Below are 22,503 nucleotides of genomic sequence, written 5' to 3'. Positions count from 1 at the left end.
ATGTCGGCAGCCTACGGCGCCTCGTCCGGCACCGCCGCGCGCCGCATGAGCCCCGATCCGACGCCGGGCCGGCTCCTTGCCGGCTCTCGAAACACCGCCCTGCTGCGCTTCCCCCTGCCGCCTGCCCTGCCGATTCCCCTCGGCATCGCGGCGCCCGAGGGCGTAACGCTCGCCACCTGGGCCTTCTCCGGCCTGGAAGAGGGCGACGCGGGCGGCCCCGTCTGCCTGCTTGCCCTCGAAGGCACGCCGCAGGGCGACCTCACCCTCGCCACCCATTTCCGCGACATCCCGATCCGGCCCGAGCCCGCTTCCGACGCCTTGAGCGAGGCCGAGCGCCTGCTGCTGGCCCGCGCCCTACTCTCGGCCGGACCGACCGGTGTGTCGGCGCTCGCCGGCCTGTTCGCCCTGATCGAGCCGGCGCTTTCCACCCTCATGCCCGCCGCCGACGCGCCCGCGCTGATCCCCGAGGGGCCCGGCTATCTCCTCACCGGCACCGCGATCCCGCACGCCCTGCTCGTCCACACCGCTGCCGGCTGGGCTTGCGCCCGCATCGCGACCGGGCGGCTCCGCTTCGCCGGCGGGGCCCGCATCGCCCTCACCCTCGAACCGCTCTGGGGCGCCCCGCCGGAGGGCGCGCGGGCCGGCTTGGCGCTCAACGCCCACGGTTTCGTGCCGCTCCATGTCAGGGCCGCCTGATGGCGCACGAACCCGCCATCCTCGTCCTCGCGCCGATGCCCGCCGCGCCCGCGAGCGCGGGCAACCGCCGCCGGCTGGTCGCCACCTGCGAGGCGCTGGCGCGGGGCGGATTCGCCGTCGATCTCGCCTATCTGGCCCACGAGGATCAGGTCTATCGCCGCTTCGGCCAGCACCCGCCGACCGATCTCCTGGCGATGCAGGAGACCTTCCGGAACGTCTTCCTGATCGAGCCGCGGGGCATCATCCCGCTCAAGACGCGCGCCCCCTGCTTCGGCATCGACGAATGGTGCCCACCCGAGGCCGGCGATTTCGTCGCCTGGTATTGTTCGCAACACCCCGAGACCCGTGCGGTCCTGGTCAACTACGTCTTCCTCTCGGCGGCGCTGGAGCGGGTGCCGCCGGGCGTGCTGAGGCTGATCGACACCCACGACCGCTTCGCCGACCGCCAGACCCAGTACCGGCCGTTCCGCGCCGAGCCGAACTTCTTCTACACCGACGCGGCCGGCGAGGCGGTGGGCCTCACCCGGGCCGACATCGTGCTGGCGATCCAGGCGGCGGAGGCGCGCCACTTCACCGACATCGCGTCCGCGCGCGTCCTGCTGCTGCCGCCGCACTTTCCCGCGCAACGGCCGTTCGCGGTTCCGGAGCGGGTCGCCCGCCTCGGCTTCCTCGGCCACGGCAACGATCCCAACCTGTTTTCCATCGGCCGCTTCGCCCGCGCCTGGGCCGCGGACTGGACGCCGGAGCGGCCCGAACTCGTCATCGCGGGCGAGATTTGCCGCTCTCTGGCCGGCATCGAGGGGCCGGGCGTGCGGCTGCTCGGCTATCTCGACCGGCTGGCGGATTTCTACACGCAGGCCGATCTCGTCGTGGCGCCGATGCTAATGGGCTCGGGGCTGAAGATGAAGGTCGGCGAGGCGCTCTCCTACGGGCGCCCGGTGATCGGCACTGAGATCGGCCTCGAAGGCTTCGAGCCGGACCATCCTGCCCATCGCTGCCGCGACGCCGACGCCGTGAAGGCGGCGGTGTTGGCGGTGCTGGAGGATCGCGTGGCGCTGGCGGAGCTGACGGCGGCGAGCGAGCGGCTGTTCGCGCGCTACGCGGCGGTGGCGGAAGCGGCAGAGGCCGAACTGATCGGGCTACTGCGTTCGCACGAAGAGGCCCGATCAACCCCCTCGCCCCGCACGCGGGGACAGGGTCGCGACGACGGGGTCGCCGAAGTCCTCTCCGCGCGTACGGGGAGAGGAGATGCGCACGATGCGTCCGCCTCGCCCGAAAACGTCGTCCTCACCGGCGGCGGCCTCACGATCACCGCCGAGCATTCCCCCCGCTCCCTTCTCACGACCGACCCCGATCTCGGCGCCCTCGTCGCCACCGAGCGCCGGCCCGGTGGCGGAACCGCCGCGTCCTACGCCCCCGAGCGGCGGCGCTGGTTCGCGCGCGTGTCCGACGCGGATGGGCCAGTGCCCCGGCTCGGCGCCCTCGACGTCGCGCTCTCGCCCGAATGGGTACGCACCCGCGCGCTGCCCCCTGCGGCGCGCACGGCCTTGGCCCTGGCATTTGCCGACATGGTGGCGGATTGGGAGGCGGCGGGCCGGATCGTCGGCCGGGCTGGCGACCGGATCGAACTCGCGACCCTGCTGCCCGGCGTGCTGGCCTCCGGCACACACCCCACCGCCGCCTTCCTGATCGGCGAGGATGCCGCGGCCGAACGGCGCCTGGAGCGCGTCACGCCGCTGCAGATCCGCCCGCCCGGCTCCTACGCCGACCGCACCGGCCGCCTGCCCGCGCCGATCCCGGTGAGCCTGAGCCTTCGCGGCGAGGCCGAGCCCCCCGCGACAGCCCGCTGTCTCCTCCTGCTCACCGATGACGGCATCGGCCGCATCACCCTGGAGGTGTCGTGAGCGACGCGCCCGCCATCCCCCGCCTCGATACCGTCGATCCCGGCATCGGCCGCCGTGCCGCCCTGGTCGAGGCCGCGCTGATCTGGGAGGCGATCCACCGCAACGGCGTGCGCCTCGCCTTCCGGCCCGAGCCCGAGCCGGACGTGTCGGTGGTGATCGTCGCGCGCGACGCCCGCCATCTCCTGGCGCTCACGCTCTACCGGCTCTGTGCGCAACAGGCGCTTGCGGGCGTGCGGTTCGAGGTCATCCTCGTCGACAACGCCTCGTCGCCGGAAACCCGCAGCCTCTATCCCCACCTCGACGGCGTGACGCGGATCGAGAACGCCGAAAACACCGGCTTCGGCCCGGCCTGCAATGCGGGGGCCGAGCGGGCGCGGGGGCGCTTCCTGCTGTTCCTCAACCCCGATGTCGATCTGATGCCCGGCGCCATGGCCGCCATGGTGGCGGCGTTTCGCGATCACGCCGACATCGGCATCGTCGGCGCCCGCCTCGTCTTCCCCGGCGGCTATCTGCAAGAATCCGGTGCGGGCTTTCGCGACGATGCCGGCCTCACCCATCCGCACGGACGGGGTAATCTCGATCCGCTCACCCCCGAACATGCCGCGACTCGTGATGTCGGCTACGTCTCGGGCGCGGTGCTGATGATCGAGCGCGCCCTGTTCGAAACGCTCGGCGGGTTCGATCCGCTCTTCGCCCCGGCCTATTACGAGGACACCGACCTCTGCCTGCGCTGCCATCAGGCCGGGCGGCGGGTGCTGGTGCAGCCGCGGGCCACCGCGATCCACTACGAGAACGCCACCAGCGCCAAGCGCGAGGAGGTGGAGGCGCTGCTCGACCGCAACCGCGCCCGCTTCCTCGACCGCCACCGCGAAAACCTGTTCGCGCAGGGGCCGCAGCCGCGGGCGGGCGCCAGCCTCGATCATGATCCGTGGCGGTTACGGGTGCTCTACGTCGACGACCGGGTGCCCCATCTCGATCTCGGCGCCGGCCTGCCCCGGGCCAACGCCATCCTCAACGCCATGGCGGAACTCAGCTTCGCCGTGACCTTCTTCCCCAATTACGGGGCGGATGCCGAGGAGGCGCAGCGCTACCGCGACCTCGACGAGCGCATCGAGATTTGTCACGCCACCGGCGACGAGGGCTTCGCCCGGCTGATCCAGGAGCGGCGCGACCATTACGACGTGCTCTGGGTCAGCCGCCCGCACAACATCCTGTTCGTGCTCCAGGCGCTCGATGCGCTGGGCCTCGACCCGCGCGGCTTCGTGCGGTCTCGGGTGATCTTCGATTCGGAAGCCCTGTTCTCGTTACGCGATTTCGTGACCGAGGCCGCGACCGGCGGCAGCGCGGTCGCCGCCGACCTCGCGTGGCAGGCCGAGCGCGAGGCGCGCCGCTTCGGGCTCGCCGACGCGGTGGTCTGCGTCTCGCACGCCGAGGCCCGGGTGCTGGCGCGCTACGCGGCCTGCACCGTCGCGGTCCTCGGCCACGCGCTGGCGCTGCCGGAGGCGCCGAGCCCGGATTTTTCGGATCGCGCCGGCTTCGTCTTCGTCGGCGCGCTGGGCCGCGAGGGCCAGCCCAACGTCGATTCCCTCGACTGGTTCTTCGGCCATGTCTGGCTGCGGGTGCGGGCCGCCTTGCCCGAGGCGACGCTGACGATCGTCGGCGAAATCGCCGACACGATCCGAGATCGCTTCGGCCGCGAGGGCGTCCGCATCACCGGCCGCGTGCCGCGCACCGAGCCCCATCTCGACGCCGCCCGCGTGTTCCTGGCGCCGACCCGCTTCGCCGCCGGCATCCCGCACAAGGTCCACGAGGCGGTGGCCCACGGCCTGCCCTGCCTCGCCACGCCGATCCTGTCCGAACAACTCGGCTGGCCCGACGGCACCGGCCTGCTCGCCCGCGACTGGCGCGACCCGGAAGCCTTCGCCGCGGCGCTGATCCGCCTGCACGAGGACGCCGGGTTGTGGCGGAGTGTGCGCCAGAACGGCCTCGACCGCATCCGGGCGGAATGCGACCCGCAGGCGTTCCGCAATGCGATCCGCTCGCTCTGCGAGGCGCAGACCGTCGCATGAGCCGTCTCGTCGCCCTCGCCTCCGGCCTGCTGCGCCGCGCCCTCCACGGCCGGGTGCCGCGCCTGTTCGATGCAGCCTATTACCGCGCCCGCAATCCGGGGGTCGCCAGGAGCGGCCTCGACCCGTTCCTGCATTACGTGTGGTTCGGCGCGCGGAAGGACCGCAATCCGAACGCGGATTTCGACACCGCCTTCTACCGTCGCCAGAGCGGGCCGACGCGGCTCGATCCCGTGCGCCACTACCTGCGCGAGGGGGCCGCCAAGGGGCTCGATCCGAGCCCGGCCTTCAGCACCGCCCTCTACCTCGCCCGCTATCCCGATGTGGTCGCGGCGGGCGTCAATCCGCTCGTGCATTTCCGCAACGACGGCCGCACCGAGGGTCGCGAGGCCGCGCCCTCGCCGATCGAGCCGGACCGCCTTCGCGCGCTGGACGGCGTGGCCGATGACCACATCCTGACGCTCCCCGATTTCGAGGGCGGACGCTTCTCGCTCACGCTGGAGCGTCCTCAGCGGCCCGATCCCGCGGCGGATTTCGCCCCACGGGTCTGCCTCCAGCTCTGCGTCGATGGCCTCGAATACGACGCCCTGCTCGATGCCCTGCGCGCCTTCGAGGCCGGCCGGCAGGACAGCCTCGCGCTCGACATCGACACGGGAACCGGCCCGCATCCGCCGATGCCGACGCAGTTGCTCGCCTTCGAGCGCTGCTTCCTCACCCGTTCCGGCGACGGCCGGAGCTGGAAGCTGTCCTACGCCGAGCTTCGGGTCTGGGACCTCCGCCTGAAGCGGCCGGGCGTGGCGGCGGTGTTTCCGGGCGGGGGCTTTTCCGCACAGCGACTGGCGAAGGGGGACAACTGGCCGATGAAATGACGCCGGACAGCCCTCCAAAGAGCATCAATCCGTCAGCGAGCGCGCCTCTTCCGGCAGCATGATCGGAATGCCGTCGCGGATCGGGTAGGCGAGCTTGGCCGAGCGGCTGATCAACTCCTCGCGGGCCGCGTCGTATTCCAGCGGCTCCTTGGTCAGCGGGCAGACCAGGAGTTCGAGCAGGCGGGGATCGACCCGGGTCGCCTCGACGGGGGGGACAGCGCTGTCGGCCATGGTGTGTTCCGGGTCCTCGATACGGTGCCTGCCCCATAGCCGGAACCGGCCCGGGCCTCACGCGGAATCTATTGCAGGGTCGGCTCCGGGCCGCCGCCGGTGCGCATCAGCTCCATCTCGGTCACCGCGACCAGCACTTCGGCGCGGGTCTTGAGATCGGCGGCTTCCAGCATCGCCTGTTTCTCGCGCACGCCGAAGGGGCTCATCATGCAGAGCGCGTTGACGAGCGCCTCGTTGGGCGCCTCCTCGATCCCCGACCAATCGACCTGCAGCTCGTTGGCCTCGACGAAGCGGCGCAGGGCCTGCAGCACGCCCGCGCGATCCACCGCCTCCTCTCCGGCCCGCGGCTCGAAATCGCTGGCGAAGGCGTCGTAGGAGACGTGGCAGCGGCGGTAGGCCGTGGTGGTGGCGAGTTCGCTCTCGACCCGGAAGCGGCTGACCCCGGTGAGCGAGATCAGGTAGCGCCCGTCGCCGGTCTCCGCGAACTGGCTGATCCGGCCGGCGCAGCCGACCCGGTAGAGTTTCGGAGCGGCGGCCGCGCCGCCGCCCTCCGGGTCCGGCTGGATCATGCCGATGATCCGGTCGGTGCGCAGCGCGTCGTCGATCATCGCGAGGTAGCGCGGCTCGAAGATGTTGAGCGGCATCTGCCCCCGCGGCAGCAGCAGGGCCCCTGGTAGCGGAAAGACCGGGATCACGGCCGGGCAATCCGCCGGAGACTTGAGATTGCTCGTCTGCGTGCTCATGCGCGTCTCCCCTGCGAGCCGGTGGGGCGTCGCGCGGTCACGAGAACAGGATCGTCGAGAGCTGGCGGCGTCCGCGGATCGCGGCCGGGTCCATCAGGCCCCAGGCCTCGAAGAACTGGAGCAACTGCTTGCGGGCGGCGTCCTCGTTCCACGTCCGGTCGGCCCGGGCGATGGCGACGAGCTGGTCCACCGCCTCGTCGCGCTTGCCCGCGGCGTTGAGGCCGAGCGCGAGATCGAACCGGGCCTGGAAATCGTTGGCGTCGGCCTCGATCCTCTTTTGCAGCCCGGCGAGGTCGCCCAGGCTCTCGGCCTGGTCGGCGAGTTCGAGGGCGGCGCGCACGCCGGCGAGCAACGGGTCGTCGGCCTTGTCGGCGGGCACCATCGCCAGGACTTGGCGCGCGTTATCGGCCTCGCCGAGTTCGAGCTGGGTCTTGGCGAGCCCGGCAATGGCCTTGAGGTTGTCGGGCTCCTCGCGCAGCACGGCGGCGTAGAGCTCGGAGGCCGAGGCGAGGTCACCGGCGGACGCCACGGCGGCGGCCTCTTCGAGGATCTGGTCGATCTCGGACGGGCCGGCGAGGCGATCGACGAAGGCGCGCACCTCGGATTCCGGCACCGCGCCCATGAAGGCGTCGACCGGCCGCCCGCGGTCGATGGCGATCACGGCGGGGATCGATTGCAGCCCGAGCTGTTGGCCGATCTGCTGCCACACGCCCGGATGCTCGTCGATGTTGAGCTTGGCGAGCTTCACCCGGCCGCCGGCCGCGTTCACCACCTTCTCGAGGACCGGCGTGAGCTGTTTGCAGGGGCCGCACCAGGGCGCCCAGAAATCGACGATGACCGGCTGGTTCATCGACTCGGCGATGACGTCCTGCCGGAACCCTGCCGTGGTGGTGTCCTTGATCAGGCCGGCGGCGGCGGAAGCACCGGCAGGGGCACCGGCGGGGTTGGCGTCGAGCATGGAGCCCTCAGTGTCGAAAACGCGTTTCGCGAGCGTCGCATCGCGCGCGTTACATGGGGCCTGGGCCCCGGCCTGACCAGCGGTTTTGCCGCGCACGGGGCCTGCAAACGGCGGGTCGTCCGCTCAGGGCTTGGCGCTGTCCTTCTTGTCCTGGCTGCCGTCGCCGGCCTTCGCATCCGACTTGGTCTCTGACTTGGCCTCGGTGATGAAGGTCCCGGCGAAGGTCTTGCCCTGCGAGGTCGCCTCGCAGGCGATCTGGGTCTTGCCGGGCGCCGGGCTGGAGAAGCGGCAGGCGCCGACCGCGGGCGCCGGGCTGCGCACGATGCCCTCGTTGTTCTTGAGGCCCGACACGATCAGGCTGATCGGCTGCAGCTGCTCGGTCTCCTCGGTGGCCTCGTGCTGGGCGCCCGAGCCGCTGAAGCTCAGGGTCTGGCCGTCCCAGGCGGCGAAGTCGAAGGTGGTGCGCCCGCGGGCCACCGTGTTGACGAGCTGCTCCTTGCAGTTCTGGGTGATGTCCTTGTCGCCGATCACCAGCCGCTCGCACTGGCCGGTCATCTTGATTTCGGCCCCCTGCTGCGCCGCGGCCGGCCCGGCGGCGAGCGCCCCGAGGAGGGCGAGAAGGGAAGCGGCGCGGGTCGTCATGTCTCGGTTTCCTCCGGTTCGGCCGTGCTGTGGCGGCCGGGGCGGCTGCCCCCGATCGGTCGTTCGGGATCGTCGTGGGTCGGGATCGTCGTCGTTTGGGATTCTTGGGCGCGCCGCCCCGGCTTCAAGCGCCGAAGCGCAGGGCGCGGTCGTTGGGCGCAGCGAAGTCGAGTTCCGGCCCGAGCGGGACGATGCCGGTCGGGTTGATGGTCGGGTGGCTGCCGTAATAGTGGCGCTTGATGTGCTCGAGGTTCACCGTCGGGGCGACGCCCGGCAGGGCATAGAGGTCGCGCAGGTAGTTCGACAGGTTCGGATAGTCGGCGATCCGGCGGCGGTTGCACTTGAAATGGCCGACATAGACCGCATCGAACCGCACCAAAGTCGTGAACAGGCGGATGTCGGCCTCCGTGAGCCGCGATCCGCAGAGATAGCGCTGCCGGTCGAGCCGGTCCTCCAGCGCGTCGAGTTCGGTAAACAGCGCGGTGAACGCCTCCTCGTAGGCGTCCTGTTTGGTGGCGAAGCCCGCCTTGTAGACGCCGTTGTTGACCCGGTCGTAGACGCGGGCGTTGACCGCATCGATCTCGTCCCGGAGTTCCTCCGGATAGAGATCCGGGCCCTCGCGGCCGAAGGCGTCGTTGAGCATGCGGATGATCTCGGCCGACTCGTTCGAGACGATGGTGTTGCGCTCGCGGTCCCACAGCACCGGCACGGTGACCCGGCCGCTATAGTCGGGCTTGGCCCGCTGGTAGAGTTCGTAGACGCGCTTCGAGCCGAACAGCGCATCGGCGGTGGCGCCCGGCACGCCGCCCTGGGATTCGGACTGAAACACCCAGCCCTCGTCCAGCATGTAGGGCGAGACGACGGAGACCGAGATCGCGTCTTCCAGCCCCTTGAGCGCGCGCACGATCAGCGTGCGGTGGGCCCAGGGGCAGGCGAGCGAGACGGTGAGGTGGTAGCGCCCCGGCTCACCCTTGAAGCCGCCCTCGCCCGAGGGGCCGGAGCTGCCATCGGCCGTAACCCAGTTGCGGAAGGCGGCGGCGGAACGCTCGAAGCGCCCGCCGGTCTTGGCGGTGTCGTACCACTGATCCCGCCACTGCCCGTCGACCAGCAGACCCATCGTGCGGTTCCTTCCCTGTCCGCGCGGGAACATGGGAGGACGGCCGGCGGATGGAAGGCCAGGACGGACATCGAAGGCTGGCCGTGCGGGTGCGCGGCCCCAGATGCCCGCCGAACGAAGCCCGGAGCCCGCGATGTCCGCCCGCCTGTTCGAACCCCTGCGTCTCGACGATCTCGAACTGGAAAATCGCATCGTCATCGCGCCGATGTGTCAGTACTCGGCGAGCAGTGGCGCCGCGACCGACTGGCACCTGATGCATCTCGGCCAGCTCGCCCAATCGGGCGCGGGCCTGCTGACCCTCGAGGCGACCGCGATCTCGCCCGAGGCCCGCATCTCGCCGGCCGATCTCGGCCTCTACGACGACGCCACCGAACGGGCGCTCGCCCGCGTCCTCGACGCGATCCGCGAATACGCGCCGATTCCGGTGGCGATCCAGATCAACCACGCGGGCCGCAAGGCCTCGAGCCGGGTGCCGTGGGAGGGCGGCGCGCAGATCGCCCCCGACGCGCCGGACGGCTGGCGCACCGAGGCGCCGTCCGCGGTTGCCCACGCCGAGGGCGAGGTAGCGCCCCACGCCCTCGACGCGGACGGCCTCAAGCGCGTGCGCGATGGGTTCGTCGCGACGGCCAAGCGGGCGCTGCGGCTCGGCATCGACGGGTTCGAGATCCACGGCGCCCACGGCTACCTGCTGCACCAGTTCCTCTCGCCGCTCTCCAACCGGCGCGAGGATCCCTATGGCGGCAGCCTGGAGAATCGGATGCGCTTCCCCCTCGAAGTGTTCGAGGCGGTGCGGGAGGTGGTGCCGGCGGGCAAGCCGGTGTGGATGCGCGTTTCGGCGACGGATTGGGTCGAGGAGGGCTGGGACCTCGACCAGACGGTGGAACTCGCCCGCGCCCTGAAGGCGCGCGGCGCGGCGGCGATCCACGTCTCGACGGGGGGGCTATCGACCGCCCCAAAAATTCCGCTGGGGCCGGGCTATCAGGTGCCCTTCGCCGAGCGGATCAAGGCGGAGACCGGGCTCACCACCATCGCGGTCGGCCTCATCACCGAGCCGGCGCAGGCGGAAGCCATCCTGGCGGAGGGGCGGGCCGACGCGGTCTCGCTGGCGCGTGCGATGCTCTACGATCCCCGCTGGCCCTGGCACGCGGCGGCCGAACTCGGCGGGCAGGTGCGGGCGCCCAAGCAATACTGGCGCTCGCAGCCACGGCAGTACAAGGACCTGTTCAAGGATACGGCCCACGGACAAAGGTGAGGCCGCCGCGGCGACGGGGCGGACGCGCCGAAGGACGCGACCGCCCCGACACGGCCGTGAGCGCCCGCCGTCAGGCCATGGTGATGTAGTCGCGCATCGCCTGATGCTCCGCCTCGACGGCGGCGATGCGGCGCTTGACGACGTCGCCGATCGAGACGACGCCGATCAGGTTCCCGTCCTCGACCACCGGCAGATGGCGGAAGCGACCCTCCGTCATCAGCTCCATCACGTCCTCGATCGAGGTGCGGCGGGTGCAGGTCACGACCTTGGAGGTCATGTAGCGCGAGATCGGCTGGTCGAAGGCCGTGGCGCCGTCGCAGGCCAGCGCCCGCATCACGTCGCGCTCCGACAGGATGCCGATGACCCGGCCGCCGGAATCGCCGACGACGAGGGCGCCGATGCGCTTCTCGGCCAGCAGATGGATGGCTTCGTCGATCGTGCGGTGAGGCGGCACGGTGACGACGGCCGTGCCCTTCTCCGCGAGAATACGCGCAACGCTCATGAGATCCCCTCCCTGTTGGATCGCGCCGTCAGCCCCGCGGCGCGAGAGCGATCCGGGGCGGGTTGGCCCGCCTCCGATGCGGCGATTGTGTGGCACCCCCACGGCACTGTCCAGCGCTTCATGCAAAATAACGCATCAAAGCGCGGGAATGTTCTGAAGCAAAATGCAAAAGGCCGGCCGGAGATATCTCCGGCCGGCCTTGCGATTGCTGGCGTTATGCCCGTGTCTTCGTCAGCGACCCTGGGCCTGCTGGCGGGTGACCAGGGTGCGGTTGGCGGCGGCCTCGCCCTTGTCCTGTCCGAAGGGCACGACGACCCGCAGCCAGCCCCGCGTCTCGAGGCCGCCGTAATTGCGCTCGACCACGTCGCGGGTGACGTAGCCCTGCACGTTCATGAAGCCGAAATTGTAGCCCACGAGACCGCCGACCGCGATCTGCCCCTGCTGCCGGTAGCTCGCCACGTTGGTAGGAAGGTCGGTCGAGGCGAAGGCGACGGGGCCGACCTGCCACTTGCCGAACTTCTTCGTCAGGGTGACGTCGAGGTTGAGATAATCGGGATAAAGCACGCCGGTGGGCGAGCGCGACTCGAGCATGTGGCCGTAGAGCAGGTTGCCGGTGATCGCCCAGTCGTTGGCCGCGTAGGTGATCGCGAAGCGGTGGCTCAGCGAGGCCGACTGGGTCAGGAAGCGCGTGTCCCACGGAAGATAGCCGCCGAGCAGGTAGCTGACGCCCACGCCCGACCCGAGGTCCCAGGCGAGCTGGCCGGCCAGCAGCGGTTGGCCCCAGCCGCTGTTGTAGGCGGCACCGCGGACGCTAGAGGCGACGATGGGGGCGACGAAGATGAACTGCACCTGGCCGCCGAGGACCGAGAACGGCGTCGCCCACAACAGCGTCGGCAGGTTGACGTTGCTCTCGGAATTGAGCGGCGCGGTGTCGCGAACGCCGAAGCTCGACAGGTTCACCGCGTAGAAGCCCTTGGGAAACGGAGCACCGAACGGCACGCCGATGGTCTGGCCCGGCTGGGCGGCGGAGGCGGCGAAGGCGGCCTGACCGGTCAGGGCCGTGATGCAGGCGGCAAGTCCGAAACGGGCGGCGAGAGTACGCTTGGTCACCGGGAATCAACTCCGTCGGATCGGCGACGCCGGTTGGTCGCCTTCCTTTCGATGACGGATGAAAGGCCGGATCGATTGCAGGGCACGGCTCAGCTTTTCCCGGAAGCGCGGCCTTCGTGGCTTCGGGGGCACAGTCCCGGGGCCGGCATCGCTCAGCGGCGCCCGCGCGGCTCCATCAGCGGCAGCAGGAAGAACCCGGCGAGGAAGCCGCCGAGATGCGCGTCCCAGGCGATCGGGCCGTCGGCGCCCCCCAGCGGCAGGGCGAGCAGGCCGAACAGCAGGTTGGTGGCCAGCAGCACGCCGAGAAACAGCATCGCCGTGCGGTTGCGCATCAACTCGGGGATGGTCTGGAGGGGCGGGCGCGGCGGGATCTGCCACGGGGCGGCCGCCGGGAACGGGGGCGGCGGCTGGAACACGAAGCGGGCGGCCGCCGCCATCAGGGCCGAGATGCCGGCCGAGGCGCCCACCAGCGGCATCGCGCTTTCGGGATCGAGGAAGAGATGGAGGCCTGCGCCGGCCACGATTCCGGCGAGCGCGACGAGGCCGAAGCGCAAAGCCCCGTAGCGCCGGGCCACCGGCGCGCCGAAGGCCGCGAGCCAGACCGAATTGAAGATCAGATGCATCCACGAGCCGTGCAGCAGCCCGTAGCTGACGAAGGTCCACGGCATCGCCGAGGGGTCGGAGACGAGGTAGCGGGCGAATTCCCGTCGCGCCGCGGCGATCTGCGGATCGCTCACCGCCTCGCCCGCGGCCTTGACGATGTCGGCGGCCCGCGACGGATCGAGGGCGGCGGTCCAGCGGGCCGGGATGAAGGCGAGGTCGAGCAGCACCGACAGGTCGAGCTCGTCGGGCAGCACGCTGCGCACGACGTGGATGGCGGCGAGCACCGCGATCGAGGCGGTGACGATCCCCGGCAGGTTGAAGACGGGTACGCGGCCCTGTCGCGGCAGGTCGGGAGAGGCATCCATGCCGCACCATGTCGGCGCGCCGGCCCGCCCCGCAAGCCCCGCCAAGCCGGAATCCGCGCGCTCCCGCGCCGCAGCCGCCGGGAAAGGCACGGGAGGGCCTGTCGGAAGACCCTCCCGTGCGGCCGGATGCCCGAAACGGACCCGGCCGGAAGTTCCGGCGTCGACATCGCTCTCGACGGCCCGATGGTCTCGCGGGAGCGCCCGATCGGCAAGGGAGGGCGCCCGTCAACCTCTTGTTAAGGTTAAGGAAGAGTTACCCGCGCGGGAATCGGGCGTCGAGCATAGGGTGTGCACCGGAAGACGTGAGCGGCGGGTCGGAACAGGCGTTTTGCCCCGCAACGAACCGTTAAGGGTCCGTGACGAGTCGGACCGTACCGATGCGGAACACCATGAAGCATCCGACCAGCCGTCAGCTGCATGCCTACTGGAATCGCCTGCGGGGCCCGCGTTCCGCCCCGGAGCGGGGCGAGATCGAGCCGGGCGAGATCCGCAACCTGCTCGCCGACAGCTTCATCCTCGAGATCGATCCGGCCCGCCGCACCTGCGCCGTGCGGCTCGCGGGCACCCGGCTCTGCGCCCTGTTCGGACGCGAATTGCGGGGCGGCGCCTTCGCCGGGCTCTGGGGCGAGACGGCGGGCGGGAGCGAGGCCGACCGCTTCCAGACGGATCCTTGGCGCCTCGTCGAGGCCGTCAACGCCGACACGGTCGGGATGGTGGCCGGCCTGACCGGACACACCCTCCGCGGCGAGAGCCTCGACCTCGAACTCCTGCTCCTGCCGCTGCGCCACCGCGGCAAGACGCAGGCGCGGATGCTCGGCGCGCTCAGCCCCCACACCATCCCGCCCTGGCTCGGCATCCGCCCGATCCTGCATGTCGAGACGGTGTCGCAGCGGGTCCTCGCCCCCGCCGGGGCCGACGCGGCTCTCCGCGACTTCACCGAGGGCCTGCCCGAGCCGGCCAACGATGTCCAACCGGTGCGGTTCGGCCATCTCCTCGTCCACGAGGGCGGGCGCGGCGGCGCCTGAACGCGGCCCGAGGAGGCGGCGAAGCCTCCCGGCGGGATCGGGCCCGGCGGGGCCGGACACGCTCTTGCCGGCCGGCCACAACCGGAGCGGGGGTATCGGGATCGAGGCAAGTGTTTCGTAACCGGCCGGGCGGTAGTGATCGAGATGAGACGTTTGGTCTCTCGACTGCCGGACTGCCATGATCGAGCACGCTCAAAGCGGGTCCGCCATCCGCCTCGCAGACCAGCGGCGCCACCAACGGGTGCGCGCCGAGCTGCTCGGCCGCTACATGCTCTCGGACCGCCGCGAATTTCCCTGTCAGACCGTCGACATGTCCCCCGGCGGCGTGCGCGTGACCTGCGCCGTGACCGGCACCGTCGGCGAACGCGTGGTGCTCTATCTGGAACAGATCGGGCGGCTGGAGGGCATGATCGTGCGTCATCCGCCGAGCGGATTCGCGATGCAGCTCAACGCCACCCCGCGCAAGCGCGACAAGATCGCCTCGCAGCTGATGTGGCTGGCCAACCGGGAGAATCTCGGCCTGCCGGAGGGGCGGACCCACGAGCGCCTGGTGCCGACCAATCCGGGGGTGCAACTTCGCTTCGACGGCGGCCGGACGATCCCGGCGCGCGTCATCGACATCTCCATGTCGGGCGTGGCGCTCGCCACGACAAGCAGCCCGCCGATCGGCACCGTCGTCATGGTCGGCTCCACGCCGGGCCGGGTGGTGCGCTATTTCGAGGGCGGCATCGGCGCCCAGTTCATGCTGCCGATTTCTCCCGACCGCTTCCACGAAGGCCTCACGCTGTGACGCGTCCGGCGCCCTGACGGGCGCCCCGACCGGCCGAAGAACCCCTCGCCCGACAGGCCGTCGCGCGAGGGGTTTTTCGTCGTGGCTCGAACGGTGTCCGACCGGTCGCCCCGCGACGGGGGCGTGCCGCGGGCGCGTCGTCGATGCCGAACCGCGGGGCGGACGCCGCGGATTGCCGGCGGTTCGGCTCGGTTGCGGCATCGCAGGGTTATCCGCCGCCTAACGCGATCGCGCGGATTCTTCGGAACTCCCTGAACTCCCCTTCGCCCTTCCGTGCGGAGCGTGGCCGTGGGCGGCGAATCGATAAAATTGCGCGGATCGACTTCAGCGCGGCGGAGGGGGTGCGGCGACATTCTGGTCTCGTTCGAAGGACAGCCGCCATGCGCAACGCCGACACGGGATCCCTCAAGGCCGGACTGAAGACGGCGATGCTCGCCGCCCTCACGCTCTGCGCCGGCTTCATCGGCTCCGCCCAGGCTCAGACGGTGGCCGCGCTTCCCGTCGCGCTCCCCTCGGTGAGCGCCGGCCTCACCCCCGGCGCCGAGGCCCGGCCGATCCTGGCCTGGACCGAGTTCTGCCGCAGCTACCCGGCCGAGTGCGCCTTCGACCGCAACGAGCCCGCCCGCATCACGCTGACGCCCGCGATCTGGAACACGATCGTCGCGGTGAACCGCCGGGTGAACCGCCAGATCCGCCCCGTGACCGATCAGGAGCATTGGGGCCGTCCCGACCGCTGGGACCTCGCCGAGGACGGTTCGGGCGATTGCGAGGATTTCCAGCTGCTCAAGCGGCGCCAGCTCGCCGAAGCCGGCCTGCCGCGCCGCGCCATGCGGATGACGGTCGTCATCGACGAGAAGGGCGAGGGCCATGCCGTGCTCACGGTGATCACCGACCGCGGCGACTACGTGCTCGACAACAAGACCAGCGCGATCACCGCCTGGCACGAGACCGGCTACGTCTTCATCAAGCGCGAGGGCCAGGATGCCCTGGCATGGGTCTCGCTGGGCGGCGCCAGCTCGCCGATCACCACCGCCAACCGGTGAGGGGCAAGGCGAGCGTCCGCCGGACGCCGCGAACAGGGCGGGATCGGCGTGACGGCAGCCGAAGGGGAGGCGCCGGTGTGGCCCGATTGCCAGCCCATCCACGAATGTCCCGATCCGACACGGGAGAGCCGCCGGGCTGCGTCACCCTTTCTTCACTTTCGCCTTGAGCCGGCCGCAGCCGCGTGCAAGCTTCACCGTGAAACGGGGGCGGCAGGACGGTCGGCCATGCGGTACGCGGTGCTCGGGGGCGTCGGCGACGGATCGGCGTTCTCCCGCGGGGTGCTGGGGCGGCGCCTGCGCCGGGCCGCCCACCTCTCGCTCGTCGGCTCCACCCTGCTTTTGGGCGGCGCCTCCACCCAGGCCCAGACCGTCGCGTCGATCCCCGAGGCCGGCACCGCCGCCGAACAGGGCGCGCCCGCCCGGCCCGTGGCCGCCTGGAACGACTTCTGCCTCCGCCATCCCGCCGAATGCGTCGTCGACACGTCGGAGCCGGCGATCATCGCGCTGACGCCCTCCGTGTGGCAGACGCTCGCGAGTGTGAACCGGCGGGTCAACGCCCGCATCAAACCGATCACCGACGCGGCCCATTGGGGCGTCGTCGACCGCTGGGACTTCCCCGACGACGGCTTCGGCGATTGCGAGGACATCCAGCTCCTCAAGCGCCGGATGCTGATCGAGCGGCGCCTGCCGCGGCGCGCCCTGCGAATGACCGTGGTGATCGACGAGATCGGCGAGGGCCACGCGGTGCTGATGGTGCGCACCGACCGCGGCGACCTGATCCTCGACAACAAGACCAACGCGGTGCTGCCGTGGCAGCGCACCGGCTATTCCTTCGTCAAGCGCGAGGGCCAGGACGGCAAGGCCTGGGTCACCCTCAACAACGGCGCCTCGCCGGTCACGACCGCCAACCGCTGAGGCGACGCGACTCTGCCGGGTGGTATCGGCGCGCCCGCAAAGCGGCTATCGATCGGAGTTCCAGGGCTCCCGCGGCCCGGCTTTCGGCAGCCACGCCCGCATGACCGCGCTTCCCGAGGACGTATTTCCGGCGCTCTTGCCGCTGCCCAGCCTGCTGATCGAGGGGGGCGAGGCCGGCGCGGCGATCCGCGCCGTGAACTCACCGCTCTGCGCGCTGACGGGTTTTGCGGAGTCCGATCTCGTCGGCCAGCCGCTCGCCACGCTCGAATGCCGGCATGGGGATCATGCCGGCTGGAGCAGCCTGCGCGAGGCCCTCGGCCGGGGTGAGGGCGCGCGCGTCGAGTTGCTCCTGGCCCACAAGGGGGGCGCCTCGTTCTGGGGCGAACTGTTCGTCGTCCCGCGTCCGGACGAGCCCGGACGCTTCCTCGGCCAGATCGTGGACATCACCCGCTGCCGCGAGGCCGAAGGGGCGCTCGCCCTGTCGCGCCAGCGCGAGGCGCTGGGACTGCTCACCAACAGCGTCGCCCATGAGTTCAACAACTTCCTTCAGATCCTGATCGGCTACATCGACGGTCTCAAGCGGCGCCTCGGCGACCGGCAGGAGCCGTTCATACAGCGCGCCGTCACCCGCTCGACCGAGGCCTCCGAGCGCGCCGCGGTGCTGACGCGCCAGTTGCTCGCCCATTCCCGCCGCATCGCGCCGGACCTGCGCCCGGTCGATCTCGGGGGCGCGGTGCGGGCGGCCCTCGACCGGCTGCGCCCGAGCCTGCCGCCACGCATCACCCTCGACCTGTCGATCCCCGACGGGCTGCCGCCGGCCCTGTGCAACCCGAGCCAGGTCGAGCTGGCGCTCGGCCACATCCTGGCCAATGCCTGCGAGGCGATGGCCGGCGAGGGCACCGTCACGATCCGGCTGTTCGCCATCGAGCCCGGCGACCGCACCTTGCAGCGGCCCGAGGCCGGCGCAGTGGCGCTCACGGTCTCGGATACCGGCCACGGCCTGTCGCCGGAGATGCAGGCGCGGGCGCTCGCTCCCTTCGCCACCACCCGCGAGGCCGGTCGCGGGGCCGGGCTCGCCATCGTCCACGGACTGATGAAGCGCCAGAATGGCACCATCTCCCTCGACAGCCGCCCCGGCGAGGGCGCCACCGTGCGCCTCGTCTTCCCGGCGGCGGGATGAAATCCGCTTCGGCCCGGGGGAACGTGACCTTGGAAAGGGACTAAAAACCCGCCTCGCCCGTCACCATCTCTGAGAGGGCGATCGTCCGCCCGCTCTCAAGATGGTGACCCGAGGTTTACCCGATGGCTTCCTCCCCGCGCGCCAAGCGCGTCGTGACCCTCCTCGCGCTCGTGGCCTCGCTCGCCGTCGCGGCCCCGGCCGTCGATGCGCGGCCGGGCGGCGGCGGATCGAGCTTCGGCTCCCGCGGCTCCAAGACCTATGCCCCGCCCGCCGGCACGGCGACCTCGCCGGGCACGATGGGCGCGCCGATGCAGCGCTCGCAGACGAGCCCGAGCCCCGGCATGACCAATCCCGGCATGGCGGCCCCGAACCGTCCGCGCTTCGGCGGCGGCTTCATGGCCGGCCTGCTCGGCGCGGGCCTGTTCGGCGCGCTGCTGGGCGCCGGCTTCTCCGGCGGGCTCGGCGGCATCGCCTCGTTCCTCGGCCTGATCCTGCAGATCGGCCTGCTCGCCCTCGTCGTCATGTTCGCGGTGCGCTTCTTCCGCCGCCGGAAGGAGGGCGCGCAGCCCGCCATGGCCGGCAACGGCGCGTATGCCCGCTCCGGTCTCGACCGACAGAACGCGTCCTCTCAGGGGGGCATGATGGGCGGCGGTATGGCCGGCGGCCTCAATCCAGTGGGCGGCGGCTATGCCGGTGCGGCGCGTCCGCAGCCGATCCAGGTGCAGCCGAACGACTTCCAGGCGTTCGAGCGCAATCTCTACGAGATCCAGGGCGCTTACGGCCGCGAGGACGTCGCCACCCTGCGCCGCCTCGCGACGCCCGAGATGGTCGGCTATTTCGAGGAGGAGCTGCGCGCCAACGCCGCCCGCGGCGTCGTCAACCGCATCTCCGACGTGAAGCTGCTGCAGGGCGACCTGTCCGAGGCGTGGCGCGAGGGCCCGGTGGAGTACGCCACCGTCGCCATGCGCTTCTCCCTGCGCGACGAGGTGTTCGAGCGGGCGACCAACCGCCATGTCGAGAACGGCGCCCAGGAGGCCAAGGAGTTCTGGACCTTCCTGCGCGAGCCGAACGGACCGTGGATCCTCTCGGCCATCCAGCAGGGCCGCTGATCCTTTCGCCGGATCGATGAAGGGGGCGTCCGGCGCGAGCCGGGCGCCCTTTTCGTTGCGCCTTTCGGCTCATTCCGGCCGGGTGCGCTTTCAGCACCGGGCGGCCGCGCTCTCCAGCATGCGGCGGATGTCCGGCAGAGCCGCGCGTCCCGCCTGACGGCCCAGATCGATCGCGTATTCGGCCCGGTGGAACTCGAACTGGCCGAACGCGCCGAGCCTTGGCCGGATCGACACGTCCGGCGGCTCGCCCGCCAGCCGCGCGCGGGAAATCCGGTCCTGGGTGATGTTGAAGGCGTCGAGCATCACGCGGGCGACGCCGGGGGCGGTGCGACCCGCCGCCTCTGGCGGTTTGGGCCGGGCGCGGCGGCCCATCAGGCGCCGGCTCGCGCCGGTGAGCAGGGCCCAGCGGCCCCGGCGGCGCACGGTGGCCTCCAGCGTCCGCTCGATCTCCGCCTCGTCGGGCTCGCCCGCCTCCTCCAGAGGCTCTTCCGGATCGAGGCCGGGGCGGATCACCCGGCCGCGGGGCCGGCTCTCGCAGGCGAGGTTGACGCAGATCACGAGGTCGGCGCCGAGCTCGCGGGCGAGCCGCACCGGCACCGGATTCACCAGCGTCCCGTCCATCAGGAGGCGCCGCTCGAAGGTGACCGGCGGAAAGACGCCCGGAATCGCGTAGGAGGCGCGCACCGCCTCGACCAGCGACCCCCGCGTCAGCCAGACCTCGTGTCCGGTGCCGAATTCGGTGGCGACGGTGGCGAACGTCAGCGGCAGCTTCTCGATGCTGTATCCGGTCAGTTCCCGCGCGAGGCGGCGGCGCAGGCGCTCGCCCGCGATCAGCCCGGAGCCGGTCAGGCGCGGGTCGATCATGCCCATCACCCGGCGTCGGGTCAGCGAGAGCGCGAAATCCTTGAGGGCGCCGAGCCGCCCGGCGGCATAGGCCCCGCCGACGACCGCGCCGATGGAGCAGCCCGCGACCACTTCGGGATAGATGCCGGCCTCTTCGAGCGCCTCGATCACGCCGATATGCGACCAGCCGCGGGCCGAGCCGCCGCCCAGCGCGAGGCCGATTCGGGGGACGCGGGCGCGGGGCGCTACCGGCTCCACCGCCCCTTCCGGGAACAGGCAGGGGAGGGGCGCTTGCGCCTCCAGCCTCATCGCCCGGAAGGAGTGAGGATGGGGGCGCCGGTCTCAGGGTGGCGCGCGACGGTGCGGTAGAAACAGGAGCGGCGCCCGGTATGGCAGCAGCCGCCGTCGCCGCCGACCTCGACCCGGATCAGCAGCGCGTCCTGATCGCAATCGACCCGCATCTCGACGATGCGCTGGATCTGCCCCGAGGTCGCGCCCTTGTGCCAGAGCTCGCCCCGGGAGCGCGACCAGTACCACGCCTCGCCGGTCTCCAGCGTGCGGGCCAGCGCCTCGGCGTTCATGTGGGCGAGCATCAGCACCTGCCCGTCATGGGCATCGACCGCGATGCAGGACACGAGCCCGTCGGCGCCGAAGCGCGGGGTCAGGCGGGCGCCTTCCTCGACCTCGGCGCGGGGGCCGGGCCTGTCGAACAGCTCGGTCATGAAGCGACGATCAGGCCTTGCCGCCGCGCACGAGCGTCAGGAAGCGGACCTGCTCGCTCGGATCGTCCTTGTAGACGCCGCGGAACTGGGTGGTGATGGTCGAGACGCCGGCCTTCTGCACGCCGCGCATCGCCATGCAGAGGTGCTCGGCCTCGATCATCACGGCGCAGCCGCGGGGCTGGAGGATGCTCTCGATCGTGTCGGCGATCTGGGCCGTCATCGTTTCCTGCGTCTGCAGGCGGCGGGCGAAGGCATCGACCACGCGGGCGAGCTTCGAGAGGCCGACCACGCCCTTGATCGGGTAATAGGCGATGTGGGCGAGCCCCATGAACGGCACCATGTGGTGCTCGCAATGGGAATAGAACGGGATGTCGCGCACCAGCACGACGTCCGAATAGCCCTCGACCTCCTCGAACACGCGCTCCAAGAGCGCGTCCGCATCGGCCTTGTAGCCCCCGAAAATCTGCTCGTAGGCCTTCACCACGCGGGCGGGGGTGTCGATCAGCCCCTCGCGGGTCGGATCGTCGCCGGCCCAGCGCAGCAGCGTGCGCACGGCGGCTTCGGCCTCCTGGCGGCTCGGGCGGCCGAGGGCGACCTCGTTCGGCACGCGCTGGGCCGATTCGGGAAGCGGCGCGATATTGGCCGAGCCTTCGGGTCGACCGGCATCGTTGGCGCCGCGCATCCCGTCGAGGCCGACGGCGCTCGTGCGTCGCTCGTCGTTGCTCATGCCGTACGAGAGGGATTTGAGGGCGGCATCCATGGCATCTCCGGCCTTCGCGACACGGGCCTTCATGGTCGTGCTGTCGGGCTTGGCGTACATCGTCGATCCGTCCCGGCGCTCTCACTCAGTGCCGACGCCCTCGAACGATCCGAATCCGGGGTCGGGGCGTGACCGGGATCGACGGGGCCATTCTCGCGAAACGGCATCGTCGCGCCTATATCGTCGCATTCGCGCCGCCACGCAATGCACGGCACGCGCATCCGGCTCAACGTTTCCTTGAGTCGTCTCCCTCTTCGGTGCCTGTGGACGGAAGATCCGCCATGATCGACGACATCTACAACCGCCGCATCCTCGAACTGGCCGCCGACATTCCCCGGCTCGGCCGCCTCGACTCACCGCAGGCCACCGCCACCGCCCATTCGAAGCTGTGCGGCTCGACCGTGACCGTCGATCTCGTCACCGATTCGGCCGGCACGGTCACCGACTTCGCCCATGACGTGAAGGCCTGCGCCTTGGGGCAGGCCTCCTCCTCGCTGATGGCGCGCCACGTGGTCGGATCGAGCGCCGACGAACTGCGGGACGTGCGGCTGCAGATGCGGGCGATGCTGAAGGAGAACGGCCCGGTGCCGGAAGGCAAATGGGCCGATCTCGCCGTGCTGGAACCGGTGCGCGACTTCCGCGCCCGCCACGCCTCGACGCTGCTCACCTTCGACGCCGTGGTGGACGCCCTCGACCGAATCGCGGCGGGCAAAGGCTCGGGCGCTCCGGAGGCGGCGTGATTCGGCACGCCGCTCACTGGGCCATTCGCGGCTACCAGCTCACCCTGTCGGGGCTGGTCGGCCGCCAGTGCCGGCATTGGCCGTCCTGCTCCGAATACACCGACGCGGCGATCCAGCGGCACGGGCTCTGGGCCGGCGGCTGGATGGGGTTTTCGCGCATCTGCCGCTGCGGCCCGTTCGGCACCCACGGCATCGACCTCGTGCCGGAGCGCATCCCCGACGGCGCCGCGTGGCACCGGCCCTGGGCCTATGGCCGCTGGCGCAGCGTCGAGGCGCCGCCGCCACTGGTCTGCGAGGCGGTGGAGGAGGGGCGTTAAC

At 71.2% G+C, this 22,503-nt stretch carries 24 protein-coding genes; 13 read left to right on the top strand and 11 right to left on the bottom strand.

The features are described 5' to 3' along the window. The 4 genes from BM140_RS06535 to BM140_RS06520 are packed head-to-tail and all read left to right on the top strand — an operon-like array spanning position 1 to position 5,535. Entirely contained in the window at positions 1-696 is a 696-nt protein-coding gene (locus tag BM140_RS06535) for a hypothetical protein (RefSeq protein WP_244535319.1), read from the top strand. Continuing rightward, positions 696-2,600 carry a glycosyltransferase gene (locus tag BM140_RS06530; protein WP_091943216.1) on the top strand — a complete coding sequence of 635 codons (1,905 nt, stop codon included), beginning with the start codon at positions 696-698 and terminating at the stop codon, positions 2,598-2,600. Before BM140_RS06535 ends, BM140_RS06530 begins: the two co-directional genes overlap by 1 nt. Then, on the top strand, positions 2,597-4,669 hold the full coding sequence (locus BM140_RS06525) for a glycosyltransferase (protein ID WP_091943214.1): 2,073 nt from the start codon (positions 2,597-2,599) through the stop codon (positions 4,667-4,669). Before BM140_RS06530 ends, BM140_RS06525 begins: the two co-directional genes overlap by 4 nt. Beyond that, positions 4,666-5,535, top strand: coding sequence for a hypothetical protein (locus BM140_RS06520; protein ID WP_091943213.1), 870 nt, complete (start codon positions 4,666-4,668; stop codon positions 5,533-5,535). Before BM140_RS06525 ends, BM140_RS06520 begins: the two co-directional genes overlap by 4 nt. A gap of 24 nt (positions 5,536-5,559) precedes the next feature. On the opposite strand, the gene BM140_RS06515 is transcribed toward BM140_RS06520, so the two are convergent. The 5 genes from BM140_RS06515 to BM140_RS06495 form a co-directional block, all read right to left on the bottom strand. Continuing rightward, positions 5,560-5,766 carry a Trm112 family protein gene (locus BM140_RS06515; RefSeq protein ID WP_091943211.1) on the bottom strand — a complete coding sequence of 69 codons (207 nt, stop codon included), beginning with the start codon at positions 5,764-5,766 and terminating at the stop codon, positions 5,560-5,562. Between the two features lie 68 nt (positions 5,767-5,834). After that, positions 5,835-6,509, bottom strand: coding sequence for an LON peptidase substrate-binding domain-containing protein (locus BM140_RS06510; RefSeq protein ID WP_091943209.1), 675 nt, complete (start codon positions 6,507-6,509; stop codon positions 5,835-5,837). 37 nt (positions 6,510-6,546) lie between these two features. Then, positions 6,547-7,467 (bottom strand): thioredoxin family protein, encoded by a 921-nt coding sequence (locus BM140_RS06505; protein WP_091943207.1) that lies wholly within the window; start codon positions 7,465-7,467, stop codon positions 6,547-6,549. Between the two features lie 123 nt (positions 7,468-7,590). After that, complete coding sequence (locus tag BM140_RS06500; protein WP_091943204.1) at positions 7,591-8,109, bottom strand: hypothetical protein; 519 nt, start codon at positions 8,107-8,109, stop codon at positions 7,591-7,593. A 124-nt stretch (positions 8,110-8,233) separates the two neighbouring features. After that, on the bottom strand, positions 8,234-9,226 hold the full coding sequence (locus BM140_RS06495) for a glutathione S-transferase family protein (protein ID WP_091943202.1): 993 nt from the start codon (positions 9,224-9,226) through the stop codon (positions 8,234-8,236). Between the two features lie 133 nt (positions 9,227-9,359). Between BM140_RS06495 and BM140_RS06490 the strand changes: the two genes are divergently transcribed. Next, entirely contained in the window at positions 9,360-10,478 is a 1,119-nt protein-coding gene (locus BM140_RS06490; protein WP_091943200.1) for an NADH:flavin oxidoreductase/NADH oxidase, read from the top strand. Positions 10,479-10,548: 70 nt separating this feature from the next. Here BM140_RS06490 and BM140_RS06485 read toward each other — a convergent pair whose 3' ends face one another. The 3 genes from BM140_RS06485 to BM140_RS06475 form a co-directional block, all read right to left on the bottom strand. Then, positions 10,549-10,980, bottom strand: a complete 432-nt coding sequence (locus BM140_RS06485) for a CBS domain-containing protein (protein WP_091943198.1) — start codon at positions 10,978-10,980, stop codon at positions 10,549-10,551. Positions 10,981-11,211: 231 nt separating this feature from the next. Further along, entirely contained in the window at positions 11,212-12,090 is an 879-nt protein-coding gene (locus BM140_RS06480) for a transporter (protein WP_091943196.1), read from the bottom strand. A gap of 152 nt (positions 12,091-12,242) precedes the next feature. Beyond that, positions 12,243-13,058, bottom strand: coding sequence for a rhomboid family intramembrane serine protease (locus tag BM140_RS06475; protein WP_091943194.1), 816 nt, complete (start codon positions 13,056-13,058; stop codon positions 12,243-12,245). A gap of 389 nt (positions 13,059-13,447) precedes the next feature. Between BM140_RS06475 and BM140_RS06470 the strand changes: the two genes are divergently transcribed. From BM140_RS06470 to BM140_RS06445, 6 genes are all read left to right on the top strand, one after another. Next, positions 13,448-14,083, top strand: coding sequence for a PAS domain-containing protein (locus tag BM140_RS06470; protein ID WP_091943334.1), 636 nt, complete (start codon positions 13,448-13,450; stop codon positions 14,081-14,083). 178 nt (positions 14,084-14,261) lie between these two features. Then, the gene (locus BM140_RS06465; protein ID WP_091943193.1) at positions 14,262-14,873 is read left to right on the top strand and encodes a PilZ domain-containing protein; all 612 of its coding nucleotides are present in this window, start codon (positions 14,262-14,264) and stop codon (positions 14,871-14,873) included. A 380-nt stretch (positions 14,874-15,253) separates the two neighbouring features. Next, the gene (locus BM140_RS06460) at positions 15,254-15,916 is read left to right on the top strand and encodes a transglutaminase-like cysteine peptidase (RefSeq protein WP_091943191.1); all 663 of its coding nucleotides are present in this window, start codon (positions 15,254-15,256) and stop codon (positions 15,914-15,916) included. 225 nt (positions 15,917-16,141) lie between these two features. Next, the gene (locus BM140_RS06455) at positions 16,142-16,831 is read left to right on the top strand and encodes a transglutaminase-like cysteine peptidase (RefSeq protein WP_091943190.1); all 690 of its coding nucleotides are present in this window, start codon (positions 16,142-16,144) and stop codon (positions 16,829-16,831) included. Positions 16,832-16,931: 100 nt separating this feature from the next. Further along, entirely contained in the window at positions 16,932-18,011 is a 1,080-nt protein-coding gene (locus tag BM140_RS06450) for an ATP-binding protein (protein WP_091943332.1), read from the top strand. A 122-nt stretch (positions 18,012-18,133) separates the two neighbouring features. Further along, a complete protein-coding gene (locus BM140_RS06445; RefSeq protein WP_091943188.1) occupies positions 18,134-19,120 on the top strand; it encodes a Tim44 domain-containing protein in 987 nt (328 codons plus the stop codon). A 90-nt stretch (positions 19,121-19,210) separates the two neighbouring features. On the opposite strand, the gene BM140_RS06440 is transcribed toward BM140_RS06445, so the two are convergent. From BM140_RS06440 to folE, 3 genes are read right to left on the bottom strand one after another with little or no spacing between them, the layout of a single operon-like run. Continuing rightward, entirely contained in the window at positions 19,211-20,272 is a 1,062-nt protein-coding gene (locus tag BM140_RS06440) for a patatin-like phospholipase family protein (protein ID WP_091943186.1), read from the bottom strand. After that, a complete protein-coding gene (hisI, locus tag BM140_RS06435) occupies positions 20,269-20,685 on the bottom strand; it encodes a phosphoribosyl-AMP cyclohydrolase (protein ID WP_091943184.1) in 417 nt (138 codons plus the stop codon). The genes BM140_RS06440 and hisI overlap by 4 nt, the downstream gene beginning before the upstream one ends. 10 nt (positions 20,686-20,695) lie before the next feature. Continuing rightward, complete coding sequence (folE, locus tag BM140_RS06430; protein ID WP_483127896.1) at positions 20,696-21,445, bottom strand: GTP cyclohydrolase I FolE; 750 nt, start codon at positions 21,443-21,445, stop codon at positions 20,696-20,698. 281 nt (positions 21,446-21,726) lie between these two features. Here folE and BM140_RS06425 point away from each other — a divergent pair, with 281 nt between their 5' ends. Together BM140_RS06425 and yidD are read left to right on the top strand one after the other, a co-directional pair. After that, the gene (locus BM140_RS06425) at positions 21,727-22,185 is read left to right on the top strand and encodes an iron-sulfur cluster assembly scaffold protein (RefSeq protein ID WP_091943180.1); all 459 of its coding nucleotides are present in this window, start codon (positions 21,727-21,729) and stop codon (positions 22,183-22,185) included. Further along, positions 22,182-22,502, top strand: a complete 321-nt coding sequence (gene yidD, locus BM140_RS06420; protein WP_091943178.1) for a membrane protein insertion efficiency factor YidD — start codon at positions 22,182-22,184, stop codon at positions 22,500-22,502. The genes BM140_RS06425 and yidD overlap by 4 nt, the downstream gene beginning before the upstream one ends. Position 22,503 lies beyond the last annotated feature (1 nt).

It is taken from the genome of Methylorubrum salsuginis (assembly GCF_900114375.1).
Classification (GTDB): Bacteria; Pseudomonadota; Alphaproteobacteria; order Rhizobiales; family Beijerinckiaceae; genus Methylobacterium; species Methylobacterium salsuginis.
Note: the sequence above shows the minus strand (reverse complement) of the source record. Positions and strands in the feature narration are given on the sequence as shown.

What these genes read in the sequence shown, in the direction of transcription:
- BM140_RS06535 (WP_244535319.1), top strand. Translation starts at nt 1, where the DNA reads ATGTCGGCAGCCTACGGCGCCTCGTCCGGCACCGCCGCGCGCCGCATG.
- BM140_RS06530 (WP_091943216.1), top strand. Translation starts at nt 696, where the DNA reads ATGGCGCACGAACCCGCCATCCTCGTCCTCGCGCCGATGCCCGCCGCG.
- BM140_RS06520 (WP_091943213.1), top strand. Translation starts at nt 4,666, where the DNA reads ATGAGCCGTCTCGTCGCCCTCGCCTCCGGCCTGCTGCGCCGCGCCCTC.
- BM140_RS06515 (WP_091943211.1), bottom strand. Translation starts at nt 5,766, where the DNA reads ATGGCCGACAGCGCTGTCCCCCCCGTCGAGGCGACCCGGGTCGATCCC.
- BM140_RS06510 (WP_091943209.1), bottom strand. Translation starts at nt 6,509, where the DNA reads ATGAGCACGCAGACGAGCAATCTCAAGTCTCCGGCGGATTGCCCGGCC.
- BM140_RS06505 (WP_091943207.1), bottom strand. Translation starts at nt 7,467, where the DNA reads ATGCTCGACGCCAACCCCGCCGGTGCCCCTGCCGGTGCTTCCGCCGCC.
- BM140_RS06500 (WP_091943204.1), bottom strand. Translation starts at nt 8,109, where the DNA reads ATGACGACCCGCGCCGCTTCCCTTCTCGCCCTCCTCGGGGCGCTCGCC.
- BM140_RS06495 (WP_091943202.1), bottom strand. Translation starts at nt 9,226, where the DNA reads ATGGGTCTGCTGGTCGACGGGCAGTGGCGGGATCAGTGGTACGACACC.
- BM140_RS06490 (WP_091943200.1), top strand. Translation starts at nt 9,360, where the DNA reads ATGTCCGCCCGCCTGTTCGAACCCCTGCGTCTCGACGATCTCGAACTG.
- BM140_RS06485 (WP_091943198.1), bottom strand. Translation starts at nt 10,980, where the DNA reads ATGAGCGTTGCGCGTATTCTCGCGGAGAAGGGCACGGCCGTCGTCACC.
- BM140_RS06475 (WP_091943194.1), bottom strand. Translation starts at nt 13,058, where the DNA reads ATGGATGCCTCTCCCGACCTGCCGCGACAGGGCCGCGTACCCGTCTTC.
- BM140_RS06470 (WP_091943334.1), top strand. Translation starts at nt 13,448, where the DNA reads ATGAAGCATCCGACCAGCCGTCAGCTGCATGCCTACTGGAATCGCCTG.
- BM140_RS06465 (WP_091943193.1), top strand. Translation starts at nt 14,262, where the DNA reads ATGATCGAGCACGCTCAAAGCGGGTCCGCCATCCGCCTCGCAGACCAG.
- BM140_RS06460 (WP_091943191.1), top strand. Translation starts at nt 15,254, where the DNA reads ATGCGCAACGCCGACACGGGATCCCTCAAGGCCGGACTGAAGACGGCG.
- BM140_RS06455 (WP_091943190.1), top strand. Translation starts at nt 16,142, where the DNA reads ATGCGGTACGCGGTGCTCGGGGGCGTCGGCGACGGATCGGCGTTCTCC.
- BM140_RS06450 (WP_091943332.1), top strand. Translation starts at nt 16,932, where the DNA reads ATGACCGCGCTTCCCGAGGACGTATTTCCGGCGCTCTTGCCGCTGCCC.
- BM140_RS06445 (WP_091943188.1), top strand. Translation starts at nt 18,134, where the DNA reads ATGGCTTCCTCCCCGCGCGCCAAGCGCGTCGTGACCCTCCTCGCGCTC.
- BM140_RS06440 (WP_091943186.1), bottom strand. Translation starts at nt 20,272, where the DNA reads ATGAGGCTGGAGGCGCAAGCGCCCCTCCCCTGCCTGTTCCCGGAAGGG.
- hisI (WP_091943184.1), bottom strand. Translation starts at nt 20,685, where the DNA reads ATGACCGAGCTGTTCGACAGGCCCGGCCCCCGCGCCGAGGTCGAGGAA.
- folE (WP_483127896.1), bottom strand. Translation starts at nt 21,445, where the DNA reads ATGGATGCCGCCCTCAAATCCCTCTCGTACGGCATGAGCAACGACGAG.
- BM140_RS06425 (WP_091943180.1), top strand. Translation starts at nt 21,727, where the DNA reads ATGATCGACGACATCTACAACCGCCGCATCCTCGAACTGGCCGCCGAC.